The sequence below is a fragment of the Microcoleus sp. PH2017_24_DOB_U_A genome (assembly GCF_020738205.1).
GTDB lineage: Bacteria > Cyanobacteriota > Cyanobacteriia > Cyanobacteriales > Microcoleaceae > Microcoleus.
This window is the reverse complement of the sequence record NZ_JAEQCT010000021.1, coordinates 1-23,648: the sequence shown is the minus strand read 5'-3', so window position 1 is coordinate 23,648 and position 23,648 is coordinate 1. Positions and strand designations below refer to the sequence as shown.

Here is a 23,648-nt window from a genome sequence, read left to right as displayed (position 1 = left end):
CTGACAACTAACTGACAACTAATAATTAACTGCTATCATGTCTGGTCGATTGTCATTAATAAAATTGTTTGTAGTAAGGATGAAATTTATCCCGTCACCCCGATTGATGACTCGCCGTCCTCACTACGAACGATTTAGGATTATATGACGGGACATGATATGACCAATAACCAATAACCAATAACTAACAACTAATAACTAACAACTAATAATTAACAACCAATAACCAATAACCAATAACCAATAACCAATAACCAATAACCAATAACCAATAACCAATAACCAATAACCAATAACCAATAACCAATAACTAAGGACTAAGGACTAAGGACTAATGACTAATGACTCTTCTCTATTTTCGGTTGAAAATCTGCGAGTAGCTTATCCTCAGCGGCGGGGCCAATCCGGTTGGGCCGTTGATGGGGTTTCCCTGGCGTTGGAACCGGGGGAAAAACTGGGATTAGTTGGGGAGTCTGGGTGCGGTAAGTCAACTTTGGGTAGGGCGGCGATGCGGTTGCTGCCGGATTCGACTTTGGTTGAGGGGCGGGTTGGTTTTGGTGGAGAGTCGGTGTTTGAGATGAATGCTTCGCGGCTCAGACGCTTTCGGGGCGAAGCTGTGGCATTGATTTTTCAAGATCCGATGACTCGTCTCGATCCTTTGATGACTGTTGGGGAACACTGCATTGAGACTTTGCAGGCTCACAGACCGAATTTGAATCGCAAGGAAGCTAAGAAACGGGCGATCGAGATTTTGGATGCTGTGAAAATTCCGGCGTCTCGCTGGTCGCAATTTCCCCACGAATTTAGCGGTGGAATGCGCCAAAGAGTGGCAATTGCTTTGGCTCTTTTGCTCGATCCTAAATTAATTGTGGCGGATGAACCGACGACGAGTTTGGATGTAACTGTCGCTGCTCAGATTTTGCAGGAGTTAACCCGACTTTGCGCTTCAAGAGGAACGGCGATTTTATTGATTTCTCACGATTTGGCGATGGTGGCTGAGTATTGCGATCGCATTGCGGTGATGTACGGCGGCAAAGTCGTGGAAACGGGGCCGGTGTTGGATGTGTTTGAACGGCCGCAACACGAATATACTCGATCGCTCCTGAAAGCAGCTTTGCACATTCAAGCTGATTCGGGTAAAGGGTTAACATCGGAGGAAAGAAGGACTGAAGTCCTCACTACAAACTTAACAAATTCACCTCTGTTGACTGTGACGAATTTACAGCAGCACTACAGTTTAGAAAGCAATTTATTAGACCAGTTATTTTCGAGGAACCGCCAGGTAATTAAAGCCGTAGACGGCGTTAGTTTAGAGCTGGAGCGGGGAGAAATCCTCGGGCTTGTAGGGGAGTCCGGCTGCGGCAAAAGTACGTTATCGCGCACAATTTTGCGGCTAATTCCCCCGACAGGTGGCAAAGTGGAATTTCAAGGCATAGATATCACTGCCCTGAGTCGCGATGCTGTCAGGAAACACCGTCGCCAAATGCAAATGGTATTTCAAGATCCCCACGCTTGCTTGAATCCGATGATGACTGTCGGGCAAAGTATTGCTGACCCTTTGTTGATTCACAAATTAGCTAAGGGAGAAGAAGCTAAAAAACAAGTAATCCAAATGTTAGAGCGGGTGGGTTTGACTCCTGGGGAGGATTTCTTTCGCCGTTATCCGGGGGAACTGTCGGGGGGACAACAGCAGCGGGTTTCCATCGCCCGAGCTTTGATTACTCGGCCGCAACTGATTATTTGCGACGAACCGGTGAGTATGCTGGATGCTAGCGTACAGACTCAGGTATTAGAGCTGATGCTGGAGTTGAAGCAGGAATTTAATTTGACTTATCTGTTTATTACGCACGATTTGTGGGTGGCGAGGTTTTTTTGCGATCGCATTGCGGTAATGAATTCGGGAAAAATTGTGGAAATCGGGAAAACTAGGGATATTTTTACTAATCCGCAGCACCCTTATACTCAGGAGTTATTGCAGGCTGCTCCTTTACTGGCTCGAACTCAATAAAAATGTATAAAATTAGCGCAATCAGATATTAGTCAGCAACTTCTATATGGATTTCGGAAATTTCTGATTAAATTCGTTACAGTGAAGGGATACTTTTCAAATCATCCCACGGACACCAAGCAAATATGGCAAAATCTGACTTAGGCAGTTTTGCGGTGGCATCCGAAGCCTCACTCGAAATCGCAGAGGATGAGGACACCGAGATCGATCGTCCGACGGTAAGTAGATCGTCAGCATACAACAGTTGGTCTGCCGACGATCCCGTGGGAGCTTTGTTCAAAGAAATGGCTCGCTATCCCCTACTGACTGCCACCGAAGAGGTAGAGTTGGCGCGCCGCGTTCAAGAATTGGTAGCCCTTCAGGAACTAGAAGAGCGTTTAAAGCAGGAATTGGACAGAGTGCCCACAAAAGCTGAACTAGCCACGGCTTTGGGGGTGAGCGAAACTCAACTGCAACAGATCCGCTACCAGTGTCAGTCGGCGAAACGGAAAATGATCAGCTCTAATTTGCGCTTGGTGGTTTCGATTGCCAAACGCTATCTCAACCGGGGCGTGCCTTTTCTTGATTTAATTCAGGAAGGATCTTTGGGTTTGAACCGAGCCGCCGAAAAGTTCGATCCTGAGAAGGGTTATAAATTTTCTACCTATGCCTATTGGTGGATTCGCCAAGGAATTACCCGCACAATTGCCAATCAAGGGCGGACAATTCGGTTGCCGGTTCACATTGTCGAACAGTTAAATAAACTCAAAAGAGTTTATCGGGATTTGAGGCGTTCTCTTCAACGCAATCCCACTGAACTTGAACTTGCTAAAGAAATGGAAGTTACTTCCGAACAGCTTCGTTACCTCCAGCAAGTGCGCCGCCAATCTTTATCTCTCAACCACCGCATCGGCACGGAAGAAAGTTCGGAACTTTTGGATGTTATTGAAGATAATGCAACGCAATCTCCCGAAGCTCAGATGAATGAGATGATGATGCGCCAAGATATTTTGGAGGTGTTGGATAATATTTTGACTGAGCGGGAAAAAGAGATTGTTGCTATGCGTTACGGTTTGATAACTGGCGAACCTTACACTTTAGAAGAAGTCAGTAGTTTGTTCAATCTGTCCCGCGAACGAGTCCGTCAAATTCAAAATAAGGCAATGCGAAAGCTGCGCCGCCCTCAAGTGACGGAACGATTGAAGGGCTGGTTGAAATAAGCTTCAAAACATTGAGTTTGCATTGTGAAAAGTCTTAAATATTGGACGGCGAATGAAATTCGCGTCTATACAAACAAAACCCGCGGAGGCGGGTTTAATTGGTTTAACTGGTTCCAAGGCAGGGGAGCATCTTATTTTTGTAAAAAGCATTTTTTTCTTATAGTGCGAGCGTCCCCGCTCGCGTATCGTATAATACGCGATCGCCCCCGCTCGCGTATCGTATAATACGCGATCGCCCCCGCTCGCGTATCGTATAATACGCGATCGCCCCCGCTCGCACTATTAAATGCAAAACTGAGATCCTCCCCCAAGGCAGAGCCTTGGAACAGATATTCAGAGGCTCTGCCTCGGCTGGGAAAAAAGGAGGCAGAGCCTCCAGATCTGCGTTACTAGGCAGGAGCCTGGTAACGAGTAGAATTAAAAATATCTTGATGTGGTATTTTAAATTGTTGATTGTCGCTTACTACTGATTGATTTATGTCTGATGAGGTGATTTTGCGTCCAGCTACCCGCGCCGATGTGCCGGTGCTGTTTGATTTGATTAAGGCTTTAGCTGAGTACGAAAAGTTATCTGATGCGGTAACAGGTAATGCGGTAGATTTGGAAAATCATTTGTTTGCCGATCGCCCTTTTGCTGAAGCGATTCTAGCAGAATGCGAAGATCGGATTGTCGGCTGGGCGCTATTTTTTTACAATTATTCTACTTTTTTGACTCAGCCGGGGATTTATTTGGAGGATTTGTTTGTGCTCCCTGAGTTTCGCGGGCGGGGAATTGGCAAGTCTTTGATTGTTTATTTGGCGCGGTTGACGGTGGAAAGGGGCTGCGGGCGCTTGGAGTGGAGTGTGCTTGATTGGAATGAATTGGCGATCGGATTTTACAAGGGTATAGGTGCTGATGTGATGCCCGACTGGCGGATTTGCCGGGTGGCGGGGGAGTCTTTGGCGAGTTTGGCCTCGAAGTGATTTTATCAGTTGGCGATCGCACTACGACTCTCAAAAACGACTCTCAGAAACCGGGCTTTTTGCTGAATCTGCCGTCTGTAACCCGTCTTTTCCCGAAAAACCCGGTTTCTGGGCACCTCGTGGGTCAATTTTGGGTTGGGTAAATCCTAGTAAATAATTGGCAAAAATATAGGAAAATTTAAGTGACAGTAGATTTTGACTGAGAGAGTAGATCGTGATTATTTGGGTAAACGAGCAAATCGATCCGTCGGGTATTCTTTATGCTTGCATTGCTTGTGGCGATGAGACTCAAGCCAAGCAATGCCACGAATCTTTTGAGCAGAATTTGACGGCAGAGCAAAAACAGCAGGGCTGGGTTGCTACATTGCGAACAGTTACTTCTTGGGATGAGGTGCCTGTTAATTCTTTGAAATTGAATTGATGAGGGCAAGTTAGTCGATTTTAGATTTTAGATTTTAGATTTTAGATTGACTCCACAGATGCAATTTGGGAGTTTGAACTTTCGTCTAAAATTTTGATCGATACCCTCCGTCGTGTTGGCGCTTAATATGCGTTTTTGGTTGACTTATCAGCAGATTTAGTCTCGCTGTATTGAGGTGCGATCGCAACTGCCGGAAAACACAGCATATAATTTCGGAAAATGCCAGATAACTCGTTAGCAGAGCCTTCTAAGACGATCGCACTTTTGTAAAATTCAAACAAATCTGGTGAAAGTGTATCTGAAAGTACAATGCTGCAATCGTTGATGTCTGATACTCTCAAAATTGTGTCCTCCTGGCTGCGGGAATTTGGGCGGGAAATTGCGGGGGCGCAGTTCCCCGGCGGGAGGGTGAAACAGCCTGCATCCTGCGATCCCATAGCTGCAAGTTCCGCTAACGACAAATCGCATTTTTCAAACTGGTTTTAGCCTTACTATTAGTCAATAGAGGCATTTCAAATTGTCAAGTTAAGTTTTTATGATTGAGACATTATTTCACGCTTATACGCCTCTAGTGATCTGGACTGGGTTGGGACTGCTGGTATTTCGGTACATCCCAGTTGATTTTCCTAAGCTGCTGAGCCGCTTTCTGTTCTGGATTGGGATACCCCTGCAAATTGCAGTTTTAGCCCGTCAGAGCGATTTTTCCGGTGCTGTCGGATTCACACCGGCGATCGCCATATTCGTATTATTTGTCAGTACGAGTTTAGCTTGGTTGACTTGGGTATTATTACGGCGGCTGAGCACCCGCCACGTCAAAAAGCCATATTTTGACGGCAAACATTCTGTAGTTAATTTATTTCTATTAAATATAAATTCCCTGACGCGATCGAGCCAAGGCAGTTTTATCCTAGCTGCGATGTTAGGGAATACCGGCTTTGTCGGATTAGCAATCACCCCCGCGATCATCAGCAGCGATAACAACAACTGGGCCGTCTTGTACAGCGTCACCAACAACGTGATGGGAAGCTACGGATTTGGTGTATTTCTTGCTAGCTATTTCGGGCATTCCGATGGAAAAAATCACTGGTGGATTCAGCTTCGGGACGTGCTAACAGTTCCCGCCCTGTGGGCATTTATCATTGGTTTTTTTACCAGAAGTGTCCCCCTGCCTGAGACTGTAGAATCGGGATTGCAGACGGCAGTTTTAGGGGTAATTGCTAGTGCTTTGGTGTTGGTTGGTATCCGGCTGAGAGCTATTAAAACATGGCAAAGTTTTGAACTAGCGTTAATCCCGTCGCTGTTAAAAGTGGTAATTGTGCCGGTGCTGATCGGATTGGGTGCTAGTTTTTTCGGATTGAGCGGCGATCCGAGGTTGGTTTTGGTGTTGATGTCGGGAACGCCCACGGCTCTTTCGGTGCTGATTTTAGCAGAAATATATGAACTCGATCGCGATTTGTTAGCTAGCAGTATCGCCCTCACTTCTGTCGGTTTGCTGTTGATGCTTCCGCTGTGGTTGGCTTGCTTTATTTGATATTAACTGAGTTGGCTGTTGACTGTTGACTGTTGACTGTTGCTCGAAGGAAGAGGGAAGAAGGAAAAATAGTCCTTGATGCACATAATCTGTCTGTAGGGTGTGCAGCGTGCAATTTTACCATGACAATAGCTGGCGGTTGCTAATATTAGCTGAATTGTCAAATTAGATGACTCTAAAATTTCGGATTACAATTGACAATAAATGCACGGGAAACGACGATGAACGAGACAATAACTGCTACAGGTTTGCCTCCTGCATTCCCCGATCATACCCAACTGCCAGAGGAAGACGGTACATTTGTGAAGAATTTTCAGGAGCATCCGCAGAGTATCATTCTGACAGATTCGATCGCGTCGGTGGTAGAGCGGCTGCATCCAGACGGACAATATGCGATCGGGCAAGATTGCGGCATTTACTGGCGAGAAACTGACCCGCCAGAGCGAGGCGCAGAAGCACCGGATTGGTTTTATGTGCCCAACGTACCGCCAACAATCGACGGTTATCGCCGTTCTTATGTACTTTGGCGGGAACACATGGCTCCGTTCATTGCTTTAGAGTTTGCTAGCGGGAATGGAGATGAAGAGCGCGATCGCACTCCGCTAGCTGTAGCCGCTGACGGTACTACAACTAAACCGGGTAAGTTTTGGGTTTACGAAAGAATTATCCGCATTCCTTACTACGGCATTTATGAAATTAAAACGGGCAATTTAGAAGTCTATCACCTGATAGATTTTGTCTATCGCAGGATCGAGCCAAACGAACGCGGTCACTATCCCATTCCTGTATTAGATGTAGAATTGGGACTTTGGCAGGGAAGTTATCAAAATCAAGAAATGCTTTGGCTGCGGTGGTGGGATTCCCAGGGTAATTTGCTGTTAATTGGCTCCGAACAAGTTGAAATTGAGCGGGCTAGAGTCGAGCAAGCAGAGCGAAAAGCCGAGCAAGCAGAGCGAAAAGCCGAACAAGCGGAGCGAAAAGCCGCCCAGTTAGCCGATCGACTGCGAGCAATGGGCATCGATCCGGATGCTGAGGATTGAGATCGAATCTGATGGCCTCGGAGTTATACTGAGCGTGCGATCGCCCGCTTCCAGTACCGAAAAAATTTGAATTGGTTTTACCGGGACTGAGGAACAGACAGCAAAGCGAACAGAAACAGCCAACAATCCTATCTATCTATTCCCCGATGACAAACTCAGTTTTGATCGATCGTTTAGGTAACTGGAACCCGCAACTGCTGCGGGAACTTCGCGGTAGACTCAAACCCCACACAGTCATTGCAGCGGTCTCATTTTCGGTCATCTTCCAAATTATTTTACTGCTGATTGCCTCGCCAAATTCCCGCCTCTTTTCAGACGGCTGGCTGGACTTGTGGCAAATCATCACTTGGATGCTGCCCTATGTAACATTTACCCTCGGAAGTTATTGGATAGTCAACGACATCGGACAGGAACAGAAACGGGGAACTCTGAATTTTATTCGGCTGAGTCCGTGTCCGGCGTGGCAGATTCTGCTGGGTAAAATGCTGGGCGTTCCCGTACTGCTGTATATTTTCCTAGGGCTGATGGTTCCCCTGCACTGCTTGGCCGGCTTGCAAGCGGGGATTTCGCTGCCCCTGATTGCCAGCGTCTATCTGATGCTCGCACTTGGATGCGCTATATGCTACAGCGTAGTGATGCTCTGCGGGCTGGTAAGTGAAACACAGAGAACAGGGAACCCACCACAGGCAACAGCCTTTGGAGTTGGGGCGATCGCCTGTTGCGCGATCGCCCCATTGTACATGAGCTGGAACACCGCCATCACATGGCGGCCGCTGTTGGCGAATTCAGAAATATTCGGATACCCACATCCTGTTGTTTCGTGGTTTTTGCTCCCGATTAACAACATAGGTGTGGTGTCTCATACTTTTAGTTTAGTGGTGTTAGGCACTACTGCGTTTTTGCTGTGGCGAATATTGTTGCGGAATTTCAACAAACCTCGATCGACTGCGATCGGCAAACGGCAAAGTTATGCCATTTTAGCTGGTGTAGAAGTTCTCGCTCTAGGCTTTTTCCTACCCACAAGCGTGGTGGATGAGCAGAACGCCACCTTGGCAGCTATCTCGATGTACGTTTTGACCGTTATGCTGCTGCTGGTTTTAATGCTTGCTATCTGCCCTCAACGCCAAGCTTTATTAGAGTGGGTACGCTATGATTCTCCCGGCTGGCAAAGCTTAATTTGGTCGGATCGAAGCCCTCTGTTAGTGGCTGTTATTATCCATCTAATCGTAGCAAGTGCGCTGTTAGTACCTTGGCTATTTTGGATAGGTATCGGCACTAAAAAACTTGTAGAAACAGGTCTTTTAGTTCTGTGTACGACAAATACGATCTTAATATCCGCCACCTTCGTGCAACAAGTTTGTGCGACGAAAGTTCGCAATCCAATGGGATGGGCGAGCTGTGGATTCAGCATTTGGTTGCTCCTTGCTCCCGGAATGCTCCTATATTGGGAACTCATCCCCGATCGCATTCCTGCAACCGCCGCACTTTGGACGCTATTCGGCTATGGGTTTTGGCAGTTCTACAAACCAACAGCAATACCTTTTGTGGGATTGGGAATTCTTGCTCAATGGCTGTTTCTAGCATTTCTGCTGAGGAGATTTCAGAAAACTATGCAGAAATTAAAAGTAGGAACTTAGTACGATTTTAGATTTGGGATTGGGAACGATCGCAATTCGAGTTCTATACTAGGGCAATCCCAATTATTTCGCACAAATCGTAAGTCTAGCGGACTTCCTTCCAGTCACAAACCACAAAGCTTATGGAAACCAAACCACCTCTACCGCCCTTTACGCTAGAAACAGCAAAAGCCAAAGTTCAAGCTGCCGAAGATGCCTGGAATACCCGCGATCCCGAACGAGTAGCCCTAGCTTATACAGAAGATTCTGAGTGGAGAAACCGCGCGGAATTCTTCAGCGGACGGGAACAAATCAAAGCTTTTTTAACACGAAAATGGGCTAAAGAATTAGATTACCGTTTAAAGAAAGAACTGTGGAGTTTTACAGATAATCGGATTTCTGTCCGCTTCGAGTATGAATGGCACGATGATTCAGGCTACTGGTATCGCGCCTATGGAAACGAACAGTGGGAATTTGCCGAAAATGGGTTAATGCGAAGACGTGAAGCCAGCATTAATGATGTTCCAATTCTAGAGTCTGAACGCAAATTTCGATAACTCCTAAACCTATCTAAAGGTACGTAGTTGCGCTTCAGCGCTCCAAAGGTACGTAGTTGCGCTTCAGCGCTCTTAGGTACGTAGTTGCGCTTCAGCGCTCTTAGGTACGTAGGCTCCAAAGGTACGTAGTTGCGCTTCAGCGCTCCAAAGGTACGTAGTTGCGCTTCAGCGCTCCAAAGGTACGTAGTTGCGCTTCAGCGCTCCAAAGGTATAGCCTTTTTCAAAAAGTGAGGTATGACTGATACGTTATGTAACCAGTCCCGCTAAGAGGGCTGAAGCCCAACAACGTACCTCACCTTTCTGAGAACCGCTATAGTTGCGCTTTAGCGCTAAAGCGCAACAACATACCTCATCCTCAATCAGTAAGCAAACTCGGAGAAGTGATCACAAAGACATCCCTAGTTCCGACTCCTTCCACTTCCGGTTTAATCGGCGTAGTAAAGTGAAAAAACTCGTGATCGTTAACTAACAGCAATTCTCCCGGATGCAGAATTTTATTAAAAACAGGCTTCTCTTTCTTCGCCAAATACAAATGCGTTTCCCCGCCCACAATATTAGTGCGATCGACCGAGAAAATCGCGATAAAATCAGTACCGTCTTGGTGAATGCCTTCCGGTGCGGGGTTGCCGAAATTTTTCGGCGAACAACTCGTCCTGATTTGATGCACTCCGATTTCAGCTTCCGGGTGAATTTTGCATGAATCGAAGAAAGCAAAAATCAGTTGTTTGAAGTTATCGAGCGCAATTAGCCGATCGTCCAATTCAGCAAATTCCCGCCGGATGTCGCCCACCACCGGATTGTACTCTTTGCTTTGAAACAAATAGCCGTGAGGTAACTTAACTAACTCATTCCCGTTCACGACAAACCGCGACAATCTTCTCGAACGATACTTGCCTTTAATATAAGGATCTACAGGCATATCGTTAAAAAATGGCTTGAAACCTTCTAGCTTAATCGAGTTTACCTTCTTAAAAGTAAACATGAAAGCATAGTCCAAATGAATGGATTCTAATACGGTTTTCATGGATTATTCTCCTTTAAGCCTTGCTCCCCTCCTAAGTTTTGCCTTAAGAAGGTTTATACTTCTACTCTAGCTCAGGTTTTTTGAATGAGTCGTAAAAAATACTACAAAATTTGCAAAGATATCGTAAAGAAGGAAGAAGGAAGAGGGAAGAGGGAAGAGGGAAGAAGGAAGAGGGAAGAGGTAAAAAGACATACACAGCAAGCTTTTTAGCGATCGCTATTTCACATTTAATTAAGTGGATTTACTTAGCAACTTAATTCCGCACTGCTTTGACTAGCGACTGACAAGCCCGCAGGAAGACGGCAACATCGACCCCAACTGCAACGTACTGAACGCCAGCATCAATCCACTGCTTGGCGATTTCGGGGTTGTCGGCAAAAGTACCCGCCGCTTTACCTGCTTTGCGGATGGTTTGCACTGCTTCCTGCATCATGTCGATGACTCGCCGATCGCGAACTTGGCCCGGAATGCCGATCGACTGTGACAGATCGTAAGGCCCCAAAAAAATCACATCAATATGAGGGACTGTCACAATTTCTGCCAGGTTCTCGATGCCACCTTTACCTTCGATGTGAATCACCACCAAGGATTCTTCATTGAGTTTGTCCGTGATATCAACGCCCGCAGCAGTATAACGTCCCGCCCGCGTAGCGAAAGAAAGGCCGCGCGCGCCCAGAGGACTGTATTTAGCGCTTTTGACAGCGATTTCGGCATCGATTTTGCTTTCAATTTGAGGTATTTGAACCCCTGCGCTGCCGATGTCGAGAGCTCGTTGAATTTGTGGGCCGTCGTTTTTGCGGACGCGGACGATGGGTGCAATTCCGACGCAGTCGGCGGCGCGGCACAAATCTTCAGCCGCTAGCGGGTGCAGGGGGCCGTGTTCCATGTCGATGACGGCGAAATCAAATCCAGCATGACCGCAGATTTCCATGAATGCGGGATAGGCGCAGTTCATAAATAAGCCGAGGACTGTTTCGCCTTGTTTGATTTTTTGTTTGAGTTCGTTTTGACGCATAAGTTTGGAATTTTTAACCGCAGATGAACGGCGATTGACGCGGATTATTTTAAATCTTATAACGGGTGCATCTGGTTTTAGCAAATATATCCGTAGGGGCGAAGCATGACCGCAGTAAATATAAAATTATAACTAATAACTTATATGCGGTCATGCTTCTTCAGGCTTCAACAACCAGATGCACGCCTTATAGCTCAATACGGTTTACTTAAGATAGTCCGAAGAGAGGAACGAAGCAATCTCCGTATCTATTTCTCATCGGATTTTACCCCCAGGGCGCTATATCAGTAAACGGTATTGCCTTATAGCTCACAAAATCCCGCAACAAGTTACTTTATGTTAAGAGAATTGACATAAATTTTATAGCTGATTTTGCTTCTATTTTAAAAGGAATCAAACACAAAAGCCATGCAAAAATAAACATTCCTAATATCGGTAAAAATATTGGGCCCACAGAGGGTTCTACTAACCAAGCAAATAAAGCAAACATTCCAATACTGCCCGTTGTCCACAGCCAAAGAATCATAAATGCTAGGACTATTTTATGTAAAGTCAGCCTAATTTTGATGGAACAACCAAACGGTTGAGAATGGATATCTCCTTCGATAATTGGCAAAAATGAATTGCGGCCCGTGATGATGCGACTGATTTTGAAGGTATTGCCAGAAATTGTTCCTTCGTAAGGTTTTGCAGGTGGCGGGCCGAAGGGTAGAGTTACTCTAAAAAGTTTGGGAGGAGTGACAACTTCGTCCAACCTGTGCAAAACTTCCGAAAAAGTTAAACTTGTCGTAATTGTTAAACTCTCAAAAGGAATCAAAGATCTAAAAAATTTGACGATTTTAAGCATAAGGTTTATCCTGCTTTTATATAGTTGTTGATGGTATTTATGCCTCTTGTATAAAAAAGTTTGCCCTGACAACACGGCGAAATACCAGTATACTGCAAAATAAACATTTGGATGCGATGAGTGTTGTTCACTTATGTCTAAATTGATTCCACAATCTCCGATTAAACTGCGACGGTATCTATTTTCTTCGCTCAAAGGTCGATCGCTCGTCACCTTCACCCTCAGCCTGATTACCTCCCTCTCGGCTATTACCCCAGCCTTGGCTGCGCTTCCTCGCAATCCCGACAAAGAGGAAACTTGCGACATTCTCGTAGCCGGTGGCGGGCTAGCAGGTGCTGCTACCGCCTACGAAGGTTTGCTGGCGGGGCGCACCGTTTGCATCACCGAAATTACTGACTGGCTGGGCGGTCAAATTTCCTCCCAGGGAACCTCCGCACTAGATGAAAGAGACACTCAGCGATCGCTCTTATTTTACCCGCGCGGCTACCTAGAACTGCGGCAGCGCATCAAGGAACATTACGGGAGACTAAATCCCGGCGGCTGTTGGGTTAGCTATTCCTGTTTTATGCCCTACAACGGCCACAAAATTCTATCTGACATTTTGCAAGATGCCGCAGAAAAAGGCAAAGGGAAGCTGAAATGGTTTCCCAATACGGTGATTAAAGAACTAGCAGTTACTCCGGCCTCGGCGGGGAATGCGGTTGGGGGCCAACAGATTAAAAGTGCGATCGGCATTCAACACAAACCAGCCGCCAACACCCCGCCAATCAACACCGAAACTCTGTCTCAAACCATCGAAGATGCCTATCGCTACGAAAACTCGGCGCGATTTAACAAAACTATTATTCGGTTTACTTCCAAACCACCAAACCAGTCAAAATCCCAACCGAGAGGTGCAGATTGGTTCGTGGTAGATGCGACTGAAACAGGCGAATTAATCGGACTTGCCGATGTTCCCTACCGCCTGGGAATTGACCCGCGTTCTCCTCTGGAACCTTCCTCCGCCAGCCCCAACGGCGACACTTACTGCACCCAAGGTTTTACCTACACTTTTGCCATGGAGGCAACGAAGGAACCGCAGCAGCACCAACAGCCGTCTTTCTATCAACAATACGCTCCTTACTACAGTTATGAATTAGCGAGATTAGCTAGTTTTCCGCTAGTTTTTAGCTACCGCCAAATTAGGAGCATGAGACCGGATGAGCCGCGCCCTGCCGACCCGAAGCAATTCCCGATTTATCCTGGGGATATTTCCATGCAAAACTGGACGTGGGGGAATGATTACCGTCCCGGTTCTGCCGAGGATAATTTAATTTATTCTCGATCGCAATTGGCAGCAAACGGTCAACTGCAACCGGGTGGCTGGATGGGCGGTTTGCGCGCGGAAACTTTGCGCCGCGGTGAAGAGAATGCGAAAGGATATTTCTACTGGCTGGTAGCAGGAACCACTGACTCGCAATTAGGTAATGGAGTGAAAAAGCCTTATCCTAACAATCGCTTTTTGAGCGGCTTGGATTCGCCCATGGGGACGGTTCACGGACTTTCTAAGTATCCTTATATGCGGGAGGGGCGGCGGATTATTGGGCGGCCGACTTTTACTCAACCTCAAGGTTTTACGGTGTGGGAAGTTGATATGTCTCGCAATGATTTTAAGACGGATTTTTACCGCCAGAATTTGTCGGAACAAGAGTATCGCAATTTGTGGCTGGCTTTGGGAGGCTTGAATGCGCCGGCTTTGGCTGTGGGAATTCAGTCTGTTGAGGAGACAAAATCGCGATCGCGCGCCACGATTTATCCTGATAGTGTAGGTATCGGTCATTATGCGATCGACTTTCACCCCTGCATGACCAACAGCCCGCCAGAAGCACCGGGAAACACCGAACGCGAAGGCACTCGCAAAGGTCAAGGATCGGCTTATCCGTTCCAAATTCCCCTGCGGGCAATGATTCCTCAGAAGATTGACAATATGTTAGTGGCGGGTAAAAGTATTGCTGTCAGCCACACGGCAGCGGCTGCTTATCGAGTGCATTCCTTTGAATGGTCTGCTGGGGCTGCTGCGGGAGTTACGGCTGCTTTTTCCCTAGAAAAGGGGATTTTACCCTATGAATTGGTGGACGAATTGCCCTCCCGCGAGCCAAATTTGGAGGCGTTGCAGTTGCGGTTGCAGCAAAATAAGAATCCGATCGCATTTCCGGGTACTTCTATCTTCAATAGTTCGTGGCAAAACTGGAAATAAATAAGAAGTCATTAGTCAGTTGTCATTAGTCAGAAGGAAGAGGGAAGAAGGAAAAAAGAGGATTGTTCCCATTCTCCCCCTGTCCCCCCTGTCCCCCCTCTCCCCCTCTCCCCCTCTCCCCCTCTCCCGTGCAGATTACCCAGAAAAATATTAAGCTAGCTAAAGGACAAGCGATCGACAGCTCGGAACAACAAACCCGTTTTTCCCCAAAAAACCCAATATTTGCCGTTTTTTGCTTTTATAGCAATCGCCCCAGCGATGAGGACATAAATAACCTCATGAATAGAGCCTCCTAACCCATAGCATCAACGGTTTGATTTCCTGACTGTGCAACTGTCAACTGTCCACTGTCAACTGTCCACTGCTATACCCGCCCTCAAATCACAAAATTACCTGACATTCAATACATGAATATTTTTAGCAGTCTGCTTTCTGGCCCAACTAAAGAACCCCAAGTCACAAAACAGCGTCGAGGCATTGAAATTAAGTCTGAACGCGAAATCGAAATAATGCGGCAAGCAGCGAAAATTGTCGCCACGGTTCTGAAAGAAATTTCTCAACTTGTAAAACCGGGAATGACTACTGCTGATTTGGATGTTTATGCCGAAAGACGCATCCGTGAAATGGGTGCAACTCCGAGTTTTAAAGGTTATCACGGTTTTACTGGTTCAATTTGTTCTAGCATTAATAACGAAGTTGTTCACGGCATCCCCAGCCCTAAAAAAGTAATTCGATCCGGAGATGTTCTCAAAGTAGATACGGGAGCATATTATCAAGGTTTTCACGGCGATTCTTGCATCACGATCGCAGTTGTGGAAGTGACACCGGAATCGGCAAAATTAATTAGAGTTGCAGAAGAAGCTCTCTATAAAGGTATCGAACAAGTCAAGGCTGGTGCTTATTTGCTCGATCTCGCTGGTGCGATCGAAGATCATGTCAAAAGCAACGGTTTTAGCATTGTTGAGGAGTTTACAGGCCACGGTGTCGGGCGCAATTTGCACGAGGAACCGTCGGTTTTCAATTTCCGCACCCGCGAAATGCCTAACGTGAAATTGCGATCGGGTATGACATTGGCGATCGAACCGATTTTGAATGCAGGTTCTAAGTACACTCGGACGCTTGCTGACAAGTGGACTGCTGTAACGGTTGACAATGCTATGTCTGCTCAGTTCGAGCATACTGTGTTGGTGACGGATACCGGTTATGAAATTTTGACCGATCGATCAAAAGTTTAATTGGGAAGGCTTTAAGAATAGACAAGATTTTCAACAGTTGACAGTTGACAGTTGAAGAACGACCTCTACCTTTAAGTCCGAGGATTGGAATAATCAATAGTCTGATTTTAATTCCTCCCGATCGGGCTTTCAACCAATTCTTTCTGGTAAAAGTCTTTTTGATCAATTTTTCGGGCGACGATCTGAGCATCGTCCCACAACAATCATTTTTGTGGGACGACGATCTGGAGAATCGCCCCAGAAAAAATGATTGTTGTGGGATGGGCCGGAAAGCCAGTCCTAACTATTTTTGTAATCTTGTCTGTTGGATCGAAACCCAACTCAAAACTTTTGAGTTTAATCGCAATTTTTGGAGTTGCTTCTATAGATGGAGTGAAAAAATAGTTGAATTCGGCTAAATTAAAAGATAATAGTGGTAAAACGTAAGGGTAAGGGATATGTCAGCAAGACTATTATTGGTAGATGATGAACCGGGCTTGCGGGAAGCAGTACAAGCTTATTTGGAAGATAGCGATTTTTCGGTTGAGGTTGCCAGTAATGCTCGGGATGGCTGGGAACTCTTGCAGCAGATGAATCCGGATTTGGTGATTTCAGATATTATGATGCCGCAGGTGGACGGCTATCAGTTTCTCAAGCAAGTGCGGGAAGATCCTCGCTATAAGGCTTTGCCGGTGGTGTTTTTGACGGCTAAGGGGATGACGGGCGATCGCATTCAAGGCTATCAAGCAGGCTGCGATGCTTATCTTTCTAAACCCTTCGATCCCGACGAGTTAGTGGCAATTGTCACGAATTTGCTCGCCCGCCGCGCGGCGGCTAAGGAGACGGGTGGCAATGCTGAAAGTCCTGATATTGCTGCTTTGGCCAGCCAAATGGCGAGAATTGAGTCTTTGCTAAGCGGGCGGAGTGCGATCGTCCAAAGTAGTTCGTCGGTTAAAATTGATTTGACTCCGCGAGAGCAAAGTGTTTTGGATTTGGTTGCTCAAGGTTTGATGAATAAGGAAATTGCCCGCCGCTTGGAAACTAGCGTGCGGAATGTGGAAAAGTACGTCAGCCGTTTGTTTAGCAAAACTGGTACTAACAGCCGTACTGAGTTGGTTCGCTACGCTCTCGAACACGGTTTGACTAAGTAGCAACCGTCTCGATTTTGCTGGTGGCTCTTCCTCGCCACTCTGCATTACCAGACTCTTCCTGGTAACGAGAATTCTGTCCAATCAATCAAGGTACGTAGTTGGGCTTCAGCCCTCTTTAGATATATAGCCTTTCGAGCGAAAGATGAGGTATGCCGATGTATGCTGCAACCCTTACGATGTCAAGCTTTTTCTCACAAAATTGCTCCGCGAACCTTTTAGAGAAAGGCTATATGTCCCAAGAGGGCTAAAGCCCAACTACGTACCTATTTACCCTCCTTTCCAAAATTACTTACAGGAAAACCTGATTGTTTAAGAGTTTTCAAGTAATCAATAGAAACGGGAAGAGTTAGCCGGATACCCTCCGTCAGGCAAACTTGCCCCGAAGTGTCACATATCGGGTATATTTTCTCGAAAATAAGCGACGATTAAATAATAGCAGCGCAGTCAAGTAGCGGCCGATGTTTAAATTTATAGCAGCACCAAAATTTAGTTGATACTAGGAGGAGATTATGAGGAAAAGCACGGCGCGACAAACGATAAGTGCAATGGTAGCACTGCCGATCGTACTAATTGCCAATAACACTCAAGTTTTAGCTACTGATACCGGTCAGAAAATCGAGCCAAACAAGCAAGTTTCTAATTTAGGTGATGAGCTTGATTTAGAGATGGCGGCACCAACCACAACAATCCTCATTGAAGAAAGCGAAGATTGGGATCGACCTGATTTTTCAGCTACTAATTTAGATATGGAGATTGATAAAATTCTGATCGAAAATGCGATCGAAAATGTGCAAGTTGTCATTGAGGAACCGCCGCCCGTAGTTTATCTCAGTGCGGCGAGGGGCCAGCAAAGCAGGGAATGCAAGATTTCAGCCGTTTGCGAATAACTGCATCAGATTTGTGGGATTTTTGGCGATTCCCTACGGGATAGCTACGCTTCACGACTTTTTTGCTCGGGAGAATGTGAGCCACCGAGGGTAAAAAAAATCAGTAAAATCCGGTTGATTTTCCTGAGATTATGATAATAACAGAGTATGTATTTCTTCGGGTATGTTTTAAGGGCGATCGGCTAATATAATCGGACAGTTTCAGAGCTGAGGTACGGGCAGCTAAAAACAAGGTACGTTGTTGGGCTTTAGCCCTAAGAGTTTAATTGGTTATATAAGCTGTCAGGCATACCTCATCTTTTTGAGAAAGGCTATATTTATTATATCGTTGACCGTTGCATAGGAATGATTTAACCGCAGAGAACACAGAGGACACAGAGAGAGAATAGAACTCTGAATAATTGTGATGTTAGAGGCTACTCCCGAATCCGATCCCCCCTAACCCCCCTTAATAAGGGGGGGGGACAAGAAATATCCTCAAAGTCCCCCTTCTTAAGGGGGATTTAGGGGGATCGAGATATATGCAACTTCACATTAAATTGGTATCAACAGTCAACTGTCAACTGTCAACTGTCAACTGTCAACTATCAACTGTCAACTGAAAGCATCTATATCTATCAGGATTTTCAAATATTATGGTTAATTCGCACTGCCACCAAGACACCGCAGCAGAGCAAAATAAAAGTGCGCTGCAAACTCTCTCCCGGACTCTTTCAATGTCTCAGGGGCAATTTTCGCTGATTTTGGTGCGGTGCAATTACAGTGCGATGCGAGAACAAACTGTACGGCAATTGCGGCAGCAGTCTGGTGTCGAGATTCGAGAAATTGTCCTCCCGAAATCTGTTAAAACTCTGTACACGACGATAGAAACCGAACTTGAAGGCAGCCAGCCTCAAGCTTTAATGGTGTTTGGATTGGAATCGGTAAGTGCGATCGATCGCGTACTGACATCTACCAACTACGTCAGGGAAGAATTTCGCAATAATTTTCCCTTCCCAGTGGTGCTGTGGGTGACAGACAAAATCTTAAAAAAACTGATTCGGTTAGTCACAGATATCGAGACTTGGACGACAAGTGTTGAATTTGTGCTGGGCCCAGACGAGTTGGTGGATTTTTTGGGCAAAAGTTGCGATCGCATTTTTGCTAAGATTTTAGAAAGCGGCAAATGGCGTTTAAGTAACTCTGCCATTCTCGGAGCCAATTCTTTAGCTGAATTAGAGTCGGCGAGACAAGACTTGCAAACTTGCAACATCAGGTTAGAACCAGCTATTGAAGCAAGCTTGCAATTTATTCGCGCCCGAGACGAATATGCTAGTAACCGCATCCATGCAGCTCTTGAATTGTATCAAAAAAGTCTCAGTTTTTGGAAGTATCAAGTAGCATTTATCGGCCCCAAAACAGAATTTAGTGATTTGTTATTTACCGTTCACCCTGCACCAGTATTAGAGGGAATTCTAGTATTTCACATCGGTCTTTGCTACCGTTTTCAAGCAGAAAAACACCGCAGTGGCAACCGTCCTTACTGGACGGAAGCTAAAAATTATTTTCAGCAATGTATTGATGTTCTCGAACGTGCGGGACAGCCGGATGCCGTCGGTATATTCATCAATCAACTCGGCGAAGTATTGCAGCATTTAGAAGATTGGGATGCACTCTGGAATTTAGCTCTGAAAGCTCGGAGGTTACATGAAAATATGGAAAACTCAACAGTTAATTTGGCTCAAGATTACGGCTTTTTGGCTAGAGTAGCCTTAGAGCAAAAGAATTGGCAAGGGGCGAAAGAATGGGCTTTAGTCGCCCTACAAGCTCTCAACTCAAAATTTGAAGCGACGGGACACGCAACGCCTCTAACATCGCAGCATCTAGGCTTATATCTGTTAATTTTAGCAGAGGCTCAGAGCGAGTTGGGCGAGATTGAGGAGGCGATCGCACATTTAGAGCTAGCTCGATCGCAAACCGAACCTTGCTACAACCCGCAACTGTATTTGCGGGTTTTAGAAATGCTGCGAGGATTCTATTTTCAGCGGGGAGAATATCTCAAAGCATTTCAGCTTAAGCAAGATTATCGAGCGGTAGAACATACGTATCGCTTCCGAGCTTTTATTGGAGCCGGAAAATTGCAGCCACACAGAGAAGCGATTAATCCCGCCGAAACAGTTGCCGCCGCTCCTACTATTGCTGACGAAATTACCGCTTCCGGTAGAGAAGCAGACCTCAATCGCTTGATATATAGGATGAACAATACCCCGGACAAACTGACAGTAATTTACGGTCAGTCTGGAGTTGGCAAAAGTTCAATTGTCACCGGGGGATTAGTGCCGGCTCTCAAGCAAAAAAAGATCGAAATGCGGACTGTTTTGCCTGTAGTGCTGCAAGTTTACAACAACTGGCCGCGGGAATTGACCAGACAGTTATCTGCCGGGAAAGCTGAAATATTCGATCGCGACATTTTCGATGCAGTACCGGGATCGGCTTCGGGAGATTTGAGCGCAGCAGGCGCAGCCAACGGCAATCTGCGGCAGGAATTTAACGGCGGCTCGGTTGGAGTAAATCAGGATCGGATTGAGCAGTCACAGCCTGTAGAAGTAATTGTCGAAAAACAGGCGATCGAATATGAGAAAATCATCAAAGAGTTGCAAACAAACTCAGAACATCTAGTAACTGTTCTGATATTTGACCAATTTGAAGAATTCTTTTTCGTGTGGAAAGAGCCTGCGGAAAGACAGATATTCTTTGATTTTTTGCGGGAATGCTTGACAATCAAGTATTTAAAAGTCGTCCTGTCTTTGCGGGAAGATTACCTGCACTATTTGCTGGAATTTTCCCGACCCAAAAACCCAACAAAATTTATCAACAATGATATTTTGGCGGACGTTCTCAGCAAAGATATTCTGTTTTATTTGGGTAATTTTTCCCAGGGCGATGCGCGAGCGGTAATTCGCACTTTAACTGAACGATCGCAGTTTTACTTAGAACCGGAGCTGATCGAAGAATTAGTCAAAGATTTAGCTGGAGAATTGGGAGAAGTCCGCCCGATCGAACTGCAACTTGTGGGCGCTCAACTCCAACAAGAGGACATTAGAACTTTAACTCAATATCAGGAACTGGGCAACAGTCCCCAACAAAAATTAGTCGAAAGATTTCTCGAAGAAGTCATCAAAGATTGCGGGCCAGAAAATGAAGGGGCTGCTCGCCGAATATTGTATTTTCTCACAGATGAAGATGAGATTCGCCCCCTGAAAACCCGCGCCGAATTAGCCTCCGATCTAGCGATATTTGCAGCCACTGATAAATTAGATTTAGTCTTAGAACTGTTAGTCAAATCCGGTTTAGTTTTTCGGTGGACTGAACTGCCGGCAGAGCTTTATCAGCTCGTTCACGACTATCTAGTTAGCTTCATCCGCCAGCAGCAGGAATTAGATAAAAAAGCAGAATTTGAGGAACTACGCAAGCAAAACCAAATTAACCGAGATGAAATTGAACAAATTCGTAAAGACAGAGAGCGAGATGCTTTGCTGTCGGAAGCTAGAGACAACCAGCGCTTAGCTAGAGACAAACAGCACCAAGCGGAAGCTCAACTTTATCAAACTCGGAGATGGCAATTGCGGGCGGCGATTCTAGGAGTGCTGGTACTCGGAGGTGTTTCTTGGATAGGATTCGAGCAAGCAAAATTAGCAGAAAGCGCGCGGCAAGAAGCAGAAACAAGTCGGACTGATGCCCTAAATTCCGCATCGGAGGCTTTGGTGCTTTCTAATGAAAAAAATCAATTAGGAGTGTTGGAAAATAGTATCAAAATCGGTCGCGATTCTCTGAAAAGTACGGCGCTGCCTGTGGATACTAAAAATAAGATTGCTGAGAGGCTCAGACAAGCAGTTTCGGGGGTGCAAGAACGCAACCGTTTTGAGCAGCACAGCAAGTTTGTTTTGGATGTGAGTGTGAGTCCAGATGGCAATTCAGTTGCTTCGGCAAGTGCTGACAAAACGGTTAAATTGTGGAGCAAAGAAGGTAAGTTATTAAAGACTTTCAAGCACGGCGATAGCGTGACGAGTGTTAGTTTTAGCCCGGATGGGAAAACGATCGCAACTGGTGGCGCCGATCGCACAATTAAAATTTGGCAAGTGGATAACGACAAAAGTGCGATCGTAACTTTATCCGGCCACACCAAAATTGTTACCAGCGTCAGTTTCAGCCCCGACGGCAAAACCCTAGCTTCCGGGAGTCACGACAACACCGTCAAAATCTGGAACCTGGAAACAAAAAAATTGCTGCAAACCTTAACCAAACACAAAGACTGGGTGCTCGGCGTCAGTTTCAGCCCCGACGGCAAAACAATTGCGACCGCAAGTGTTGACAAAACTATCAAACTTTGGAATCGCAAAGGTAAAACCCAGAAATTTCAAATTAATCCCAAAACATTAACCAAACATTCTGACATTGTTTACAGCGTGAAGTTCAGTCCCGACAGCCAACAAATCGTCTCAGCCAGTGCCGACACCACAGCCAAAATTTGGAATCGAAAGGGTGAGGAAATCAAAACTCTCAAAGGACACAACGACGGAGTTGTCAGCGCGAGTTTCAGTCGCGACGGCGAAAAAATAGTTACAGGCAGCGCCGACGATACCGTAAAAATTTGGAGTCGCAGCGGCAATTTGCTCAACACTTTTCGAGGACATCAAGACGACGTGAGGGCCGTAACTTTCAGCAGCGACGGCACGATTGCTTCCGCCAGCAAGGACAAGATGGTGAAACTTTGGCAACCAAACAGCACTCCGTTGAATAAGATTTTATCCGGGCATGGAGATTGGGTTTATAAAGTCAGTTTTAGTGGGGACGGCAAAACAATTGCATCTGCTAGTGGCGACAATACGGTAAGACTTTGGCGCCCTGATGGGAGTTTAATCAAAACCTTAACAGACCACAAGGATTCTGTTACCTGGACGAGCTTTTCGCCAGACAATAAAACTGTGGCTTCTGCCAGCGATGACAAAACCGTGAAAGTCTGGAGTTTAAACGGGAAACTGTTAGATACCCTGCGTCATAGTGGCCTTGTGAGAAGCGTGAGTTTTAGTCCAGATGGCAAGATAATTGCCGCCGCCAGTGCCGATCGCAAATTGTATCTCTGGCGCTGGAACGGTACTAAAGCAACAATGCTTGCAAAACTCGATCACAGCAATCCAGTAATTAGCGTTAGTTTCAGCCCTGACGGCAAAACAATTGCTACTGCTACCGCTGCTGAGAATAAAGCAAGTGAAACACAAAATGATGCTGAAATGGCTGGAGAAAAGAGAGTTTACCTCTGGCAATTTAACGGTACATCGGCGAAGATGCTGAAATCTCTCGATCACGCAGACAGTGTAAGAAATGTCAGTTTCAGTCCAGATGGTAAGACTATTGCTGCTGGTTGTGCTGACAAAAAAGTTTACTTGTGGGCTTTTGATGGTAAGACAGCTAATTTAACTGAAAAACTCAACCACAGCGATACTGTGGAAAGCGTGAGTTTCAGCGCAGACGGCAAATTGATTGCGGCAGCGAGTGCGGGAAATACTGTTAAGCTGTGGAATTTTGACGGCAAGAAGGCGCTGCTATCGAAGACTTTGGAATCGAGCGATCGGGTGTTGAGCGTTACTTTTAGTTCTGACAGCAAAACTCTGGGTTTTGCTAGCAGGGATCGGACTGTAATTCTGTTACCTGTGGAGAATTTGGAGCTAAATAATATTATTGCTCGGAGTTGCGAGTGGTTGGGGGATTATTTACAGAATGACCCAAATGTCGCTGAGGGCGATCGATTGCTTTGTCTTGGGTTTGGCAAACAGTCGTTCAATAAGAATAAGTAAAGCTACAGGTACGTAGTTGCGCTTCAGCGCTCTTAAGGTACGTAGTTGCGCTTCAGCGCTCTTAAGGTACGTAGTTGCGCTTCAGCGCTCTTAAGGTACGTAGTT

At 46.0% G+C, this 23,648-nt stretch carries 18 protein-coding genes; 14 read left to right on the top strand and 4 right to left on the bottom strand.

The features are described 5' to 3' along the window. Nucleotides 1-334 precede the first annotated feature (334 nt). The 4 genes from JGK07_RS03415 to JGK07_RS03400 all read left to right on the top strand — a co-directional run bounded on the left by JGK07_RS03415 (nt 335) and on the right by JGK07_RS03400 (nt 4,591). On the top strand, nt 335-2,008 hold the full coding sequence (locus JGK07_RS03415; protein WP_293175890.1) for an ABC transporter ATP-binding protein: 1,674 nt from the start codon (nt 335-337) through the stop codon (nt 2,006-2,008). Nucleotides 2,009-2,133: 125 nt separating this feature from the next. Beyond that, complete coding sequence (locus tag JGK07_RS03410) at nt 2,134-3,207, top strand: RNA polymerase sigma factor, RpoD/SigA family (protein WP_293175888.1); 1,074 nt, start codon at nt 2,134-2,136, stop codon at nt 3,205-3,207. Nucleotides 3,208-3,684: 477 nt separating this feature from the next. Then, on the top strand, nt 3,685-4,170 hold the full coding sequence (locus JGK07_RS03405) for a GNAT family N-acetyltransferase (protein ID WP_293189619.1): 486 nt from the start codon (nt 3,685-3,687) through the stop codon (nt 4,168-4,170). 214 nt (nt 4,171-4,384) lie between these two features. Then, complete coding sequence (locus JGK07_RS03400) at nt 4,385-4,591, top strand: glycogen debranching protein (protein WP_293175884.1); 207 nt, start codon at nt 4,385-4,387, stop codon at nt 4,589-4,591. A 122-nt stretch (nt 4,592-4,713) separates the two neighbouring features. Here JGK07_RS03400 and JGK07_RS03395 read toward each other — a convergent pair whose 3' ends face one another. Beyond that, complete coding sequence (locus JGK07_RS03395) at nt 4,714-5,028, bottom strand: hypothetical protein (protein WP_293175882.1); 315 nt, start codon at nt 5,026-5,028, stop codon at nt 4,714-4,716. Nucleotides 5,029-5,126: 98 nt separating this feature from the next. On the opposite strand from JGK07_RS03395, the gene JGK07_RS03390 reads away from it, so the two are divergent. The 4 genes from JGK07_RS03390 to JGK07_RS03375 all read left to right on the top strand — a co-directional run bounded on the left by JGK07_RS03390 (nt 5,127) and on the right by JGK07_RS03375 (nt 9,335). Next, entirely contained in the window at nt 5,127-6,122 is a 996-nt protein-coding gene (locus JGK07_RS03390; RefSeq protein ID WP_293175880.1) for an AEC family transporter, read from the top strand. A 221-nt stretch (nt 6,123-6,343) separates the two neighbouring features. Further along, nucleotides 6,344-7,162: a Uma2 family endonuclease gene (locus tag JGK07_RS03385; protein ID WP_293189621.1), complete on the top strand. Its 819-nt coding sequence runs from the start codon at nt 6,344-6,346 to the stop codon at nt 7,160-7,162. Nucleotides 7,163-7,308: 146 nt separating this feature from the next. Beyond that, nucleotides 7,309-8,799, top strand: a complete 1,491-nt coding sequence (locus tag JGK07_RS03380; protein WP_293175876.1) for a hypothetical protein — start codon at nt 7,309-7,311, stop codon at nt 8,797-8,799. A 122-nt stretch (nt 8,800-8,921) separates the two neighbouring features. Beyond that, on the top strand, nt 8,922-9,335 hold the full coding sequence (locus tag JGK07_RS03375; protein ID WP_293175875.1) for a nuclear transport factor 2 family protein: 414 nt from the start codon (nt 8,922-8,924) through the stop codon (nt 9,333-9,335). Nucleotides 9,336-9,690: 355 nt separating this feature from the next. On the opposite strand, the gene JGK07_RS03370 is transcribed toward JGK07_RS03375, so the two are convergent. Then, nucleotides 9,691-10,359, bottom strand: a complete 669-nt coding sequence (locus JGK07_RS03370; RefSeq protein ID WP_293155048.1) for a 2OG-Fe dioxygenase family protein — start codon at nt 10,357-10,359, stop codon at nt 9,691-9,693. A gap of 84 nt (nt 10,360-10,443) precedes the next feature. Here JGK07_RS03370 and JGK07_RS03365 point away from each other — a divergent pair, with 84 nt between their 5' ends. Then, nucleotides 10,444-10,569 carry a hypothetical protein gene (locus JGK07_RS03365; RefSeq protein ID WP_293175871.1) on the top strand — a complete coding sequence of 42 codons (126 nt, stop codon included), beginning with the start codon at nt 10,444-10,446 and terminating at the stop codon, nt 10,567-10,569. Between the two features lie 43 nt (nt 10,570-10,612). Here JGK07_RS03365 and JGK07_RS03360 read toward each other — a convergent pair whose 3' ends face one another. Together JGK07_RS03360 and JGK07_RS03355 are read right to left on the bottom strand one after the other, a co-directional pair. Next, nucleotides 10,613-11,374 (bottom strand): aldolase/citrate lyase family protein, encoded by a 762-nt coding sequence (locus tag JGK07_RS03360; RefSeq protein WP_293175869.1) that lies wholly within the window; start codon nt 11,372-11,374, stop codon nt 10,613-10,615. A 334-nt stretch (nt 11,375-11,708) separates the two neighbouring features. Then, the gene (locus tag JGK07_RS03355; RefSeq protein ID WP_293175867.1) at nt 11,709-12,221 is read right to left on the bottom strand and encodes a hypothetical protein; all 513 of its coding nucleotides are present in this window, start codon (nt 12,219-12,221) and stop codon (nt 11,709-11,711) included. Nucleotides 12,222-12,354: 133 nt separating this feature from the next. Between JGK07_RS03355 and JGK07_RS03350 the strand changes: the two genes are divergently transcribed. The 5 genes from JGK07_RS03350 (at nt 12,355) to JGK07_RS03330 (ending at nt 23,543) form a co-directional block, all read left to right on the top strand. Further along, a complete protein-coding gene (locus tag JGK07_RS03350) occupies nt 12,355-14,457 on the top strand; it encodes an FAD-dependent oxidoreductase (protein WP_293175865.1) in 2,103 nt (700 codons plus the stop codon). A gap of 407 nt (nt 14,458-14,864) precedes the next feature. Then, on the top strand, nt 14,865-15,692 hold the full coding sequence (map, locus tag JGK07_RS03345; RefSeq protein ID WP_293175863.1) for a type I methionyl aminopeptidase: 828 nt from the start codon (nt 14,865-14,867) through the stop codon (nt 15,690-15,692). 437 nt (nt 15,693-16,129) lie between these two features. Beyond that, nucleotides 16,130-16,822 carry a response regulator transcription factor gene (locus JGK07_RS03340; RefSeq protein ID WP_293155027.1) on the top strand — a complete coding sequence of 231 codons (693 nt, stop codon included), beginning with the start codon at nt 16,130-16,132 and terminating at the stop codon, nt 16,820-16,822. A gap of 509 nt (nt 16,823-17,331) precedes the next feature. Continuing rightward, nucleotides 17,332-17,709, top strand: a complete 378-nt coding sequence (locus JGK07_RS03335; RefSeq protein ID WP_293175861.1) for a hypothetical protein — start codon at nt 17,332-17,334, stop codon at nt 17,707-17,709. Between the two features lie 635 nt (nt 17,710-18,344). Continuing rightward, nucleotides 18,345-23,543, top strand: a complete 5,199-nt coding sequence (locus JGK07_RS03330) for a hypothetical protein (RefSeq protein WP_293175859.1) — start codon at nt 18,345-18,347, stop codon at nt 23,541-23,543. The last annotated feature ends 105 nt before the right edge of the window (nt 23,544-23,648 follow it).

What these genes read in the sequence shown, in the direction of transcription:
- JGK07_RS03415 (WP_293175890.1), top strand. Translation starts at nt 335, where the DNA reads ATGACTAATGACTCTTCTCTATTTTCGGTTGAAAATCTGCGAGTAGCT.
- JGK07_RS03410 (WP_293175888.1), top strand. Translation starts at nt 2,134, where the DNA reads ATGGCAAAATCTGACTTAGGCAGTTTTGCGGTGGCATCCGAAGCCTCA.
- JGK07_RS03405 (WP_293189619.1), top strand. Translation starts at nt 3,685, where the DNA reads ATGTCTGATGAGGTGATTTTGCGTCCAGCTACCCGCGCCGATGTGCCG.
- JGK07_RS03395 (WP_293175882.1), bottom strand. Translation starts at nt 5,028, where the DNA reads ATGGGATCGCAGGATGCAGGCTGTTTCACCCTCCCGCCGGGGAACTGC.
- JGK07_RS03390 (WP_293175880.1), top strand. Translation starts at nt 5,127, where the DNA reads ATGATTGAGACATTATTTCACGCTTATACGCCTCTAGTGATCTGGACT.
- JGK07_RS03385 (WP_293189621.1), top strand. Translation starts at nt 6,344, where the DNA reads ATGAACGAGACAATAACTGCTACAGGTTTGCCTCCTGCATTCCCCGAT.
- JGK07_RS03380 (WP_293175876.1), top strand. Translation starts at nt 7,309, where the DNA reads ATGACAAACTCAGTTTTGATCGATCGTTTAGGTAACTGGAACCCGCAA.
- JGK07_RS03375 (WP_293175875.1), top strand. Translation starts at nt 8,922, where the DNA reads ATGGAAACCAAACCACCTCTACCGCCCTTTACGCTAGAAACAGCAAAA.
- JGK07_RS03370 (WP_293155048.1), bottom strand. Translation starts at nt 10,359, where the DNA reads ATGAAAACCGTATTAGAATCCATTCATTTGGACTATGCTTTCATGTTT.
- JGK07_RS03365 (WP_293175871.1), top strand. Translation starts at nt 10,444, where the DNA reads ATGAGTCGTAAAAAATACTACAAAATTTGCAAAGATATCGTAAAGAAG.
- JGK07_RS03360 (WP_293175869.1), bottom strand. Translation starts at nt 11,374, where the DNA reads ATGCGTCAAAACGAACTCAAACAAAAAATCAAACAAGGCGAAACAGTC.
- JGK07_RS03355 (WP_293175867.1), bottom strand. Translation starts at nt 12,221, where the DNA reads ATGCTTAAAATCGTCAAATTTTTTAGATCTTTGATTCCTTTTGAGAGT.
- JGK07_RS03350 (WP_293175865.1), top strand. Translation starts at nt 12,355, where the DNA reads ATGTCTAAATTGATTCCACAATCTCCGATTAAACTGCGACGGTATCTA.
- map (WP_293175863.1), top strand. Translation starts at nt 14,865, where the DNA reads ATGAATATTTTTAGCAGTCTGCTTTCTGGCCCAACTAAAGAACCCCAA.
- JGK07_RS03340 (WP_293155027.1), top strand. Translation starts at nt 16,130, where the DNA reads ATGTCAGCAAGACTATTATTGGTAGATGATGAACCGGGCTTGCGGGAA.
- JGK07_RS03335 (WP_293175861.1), top strand. Translation starts at nt 17,332, where the DNA reads ATGAGGAAAAGCACGGCGCGACAAACGATAAGTGCAATGGTAGCACTG.
- JGK07_RS03330 (WP_293175859.1), top strand. Translation starts at nt 18,345, where the DNA reads ATGGTTAATTCGCACTGCCACCAAGACACCGCAGCAGAGCAAAATAAA.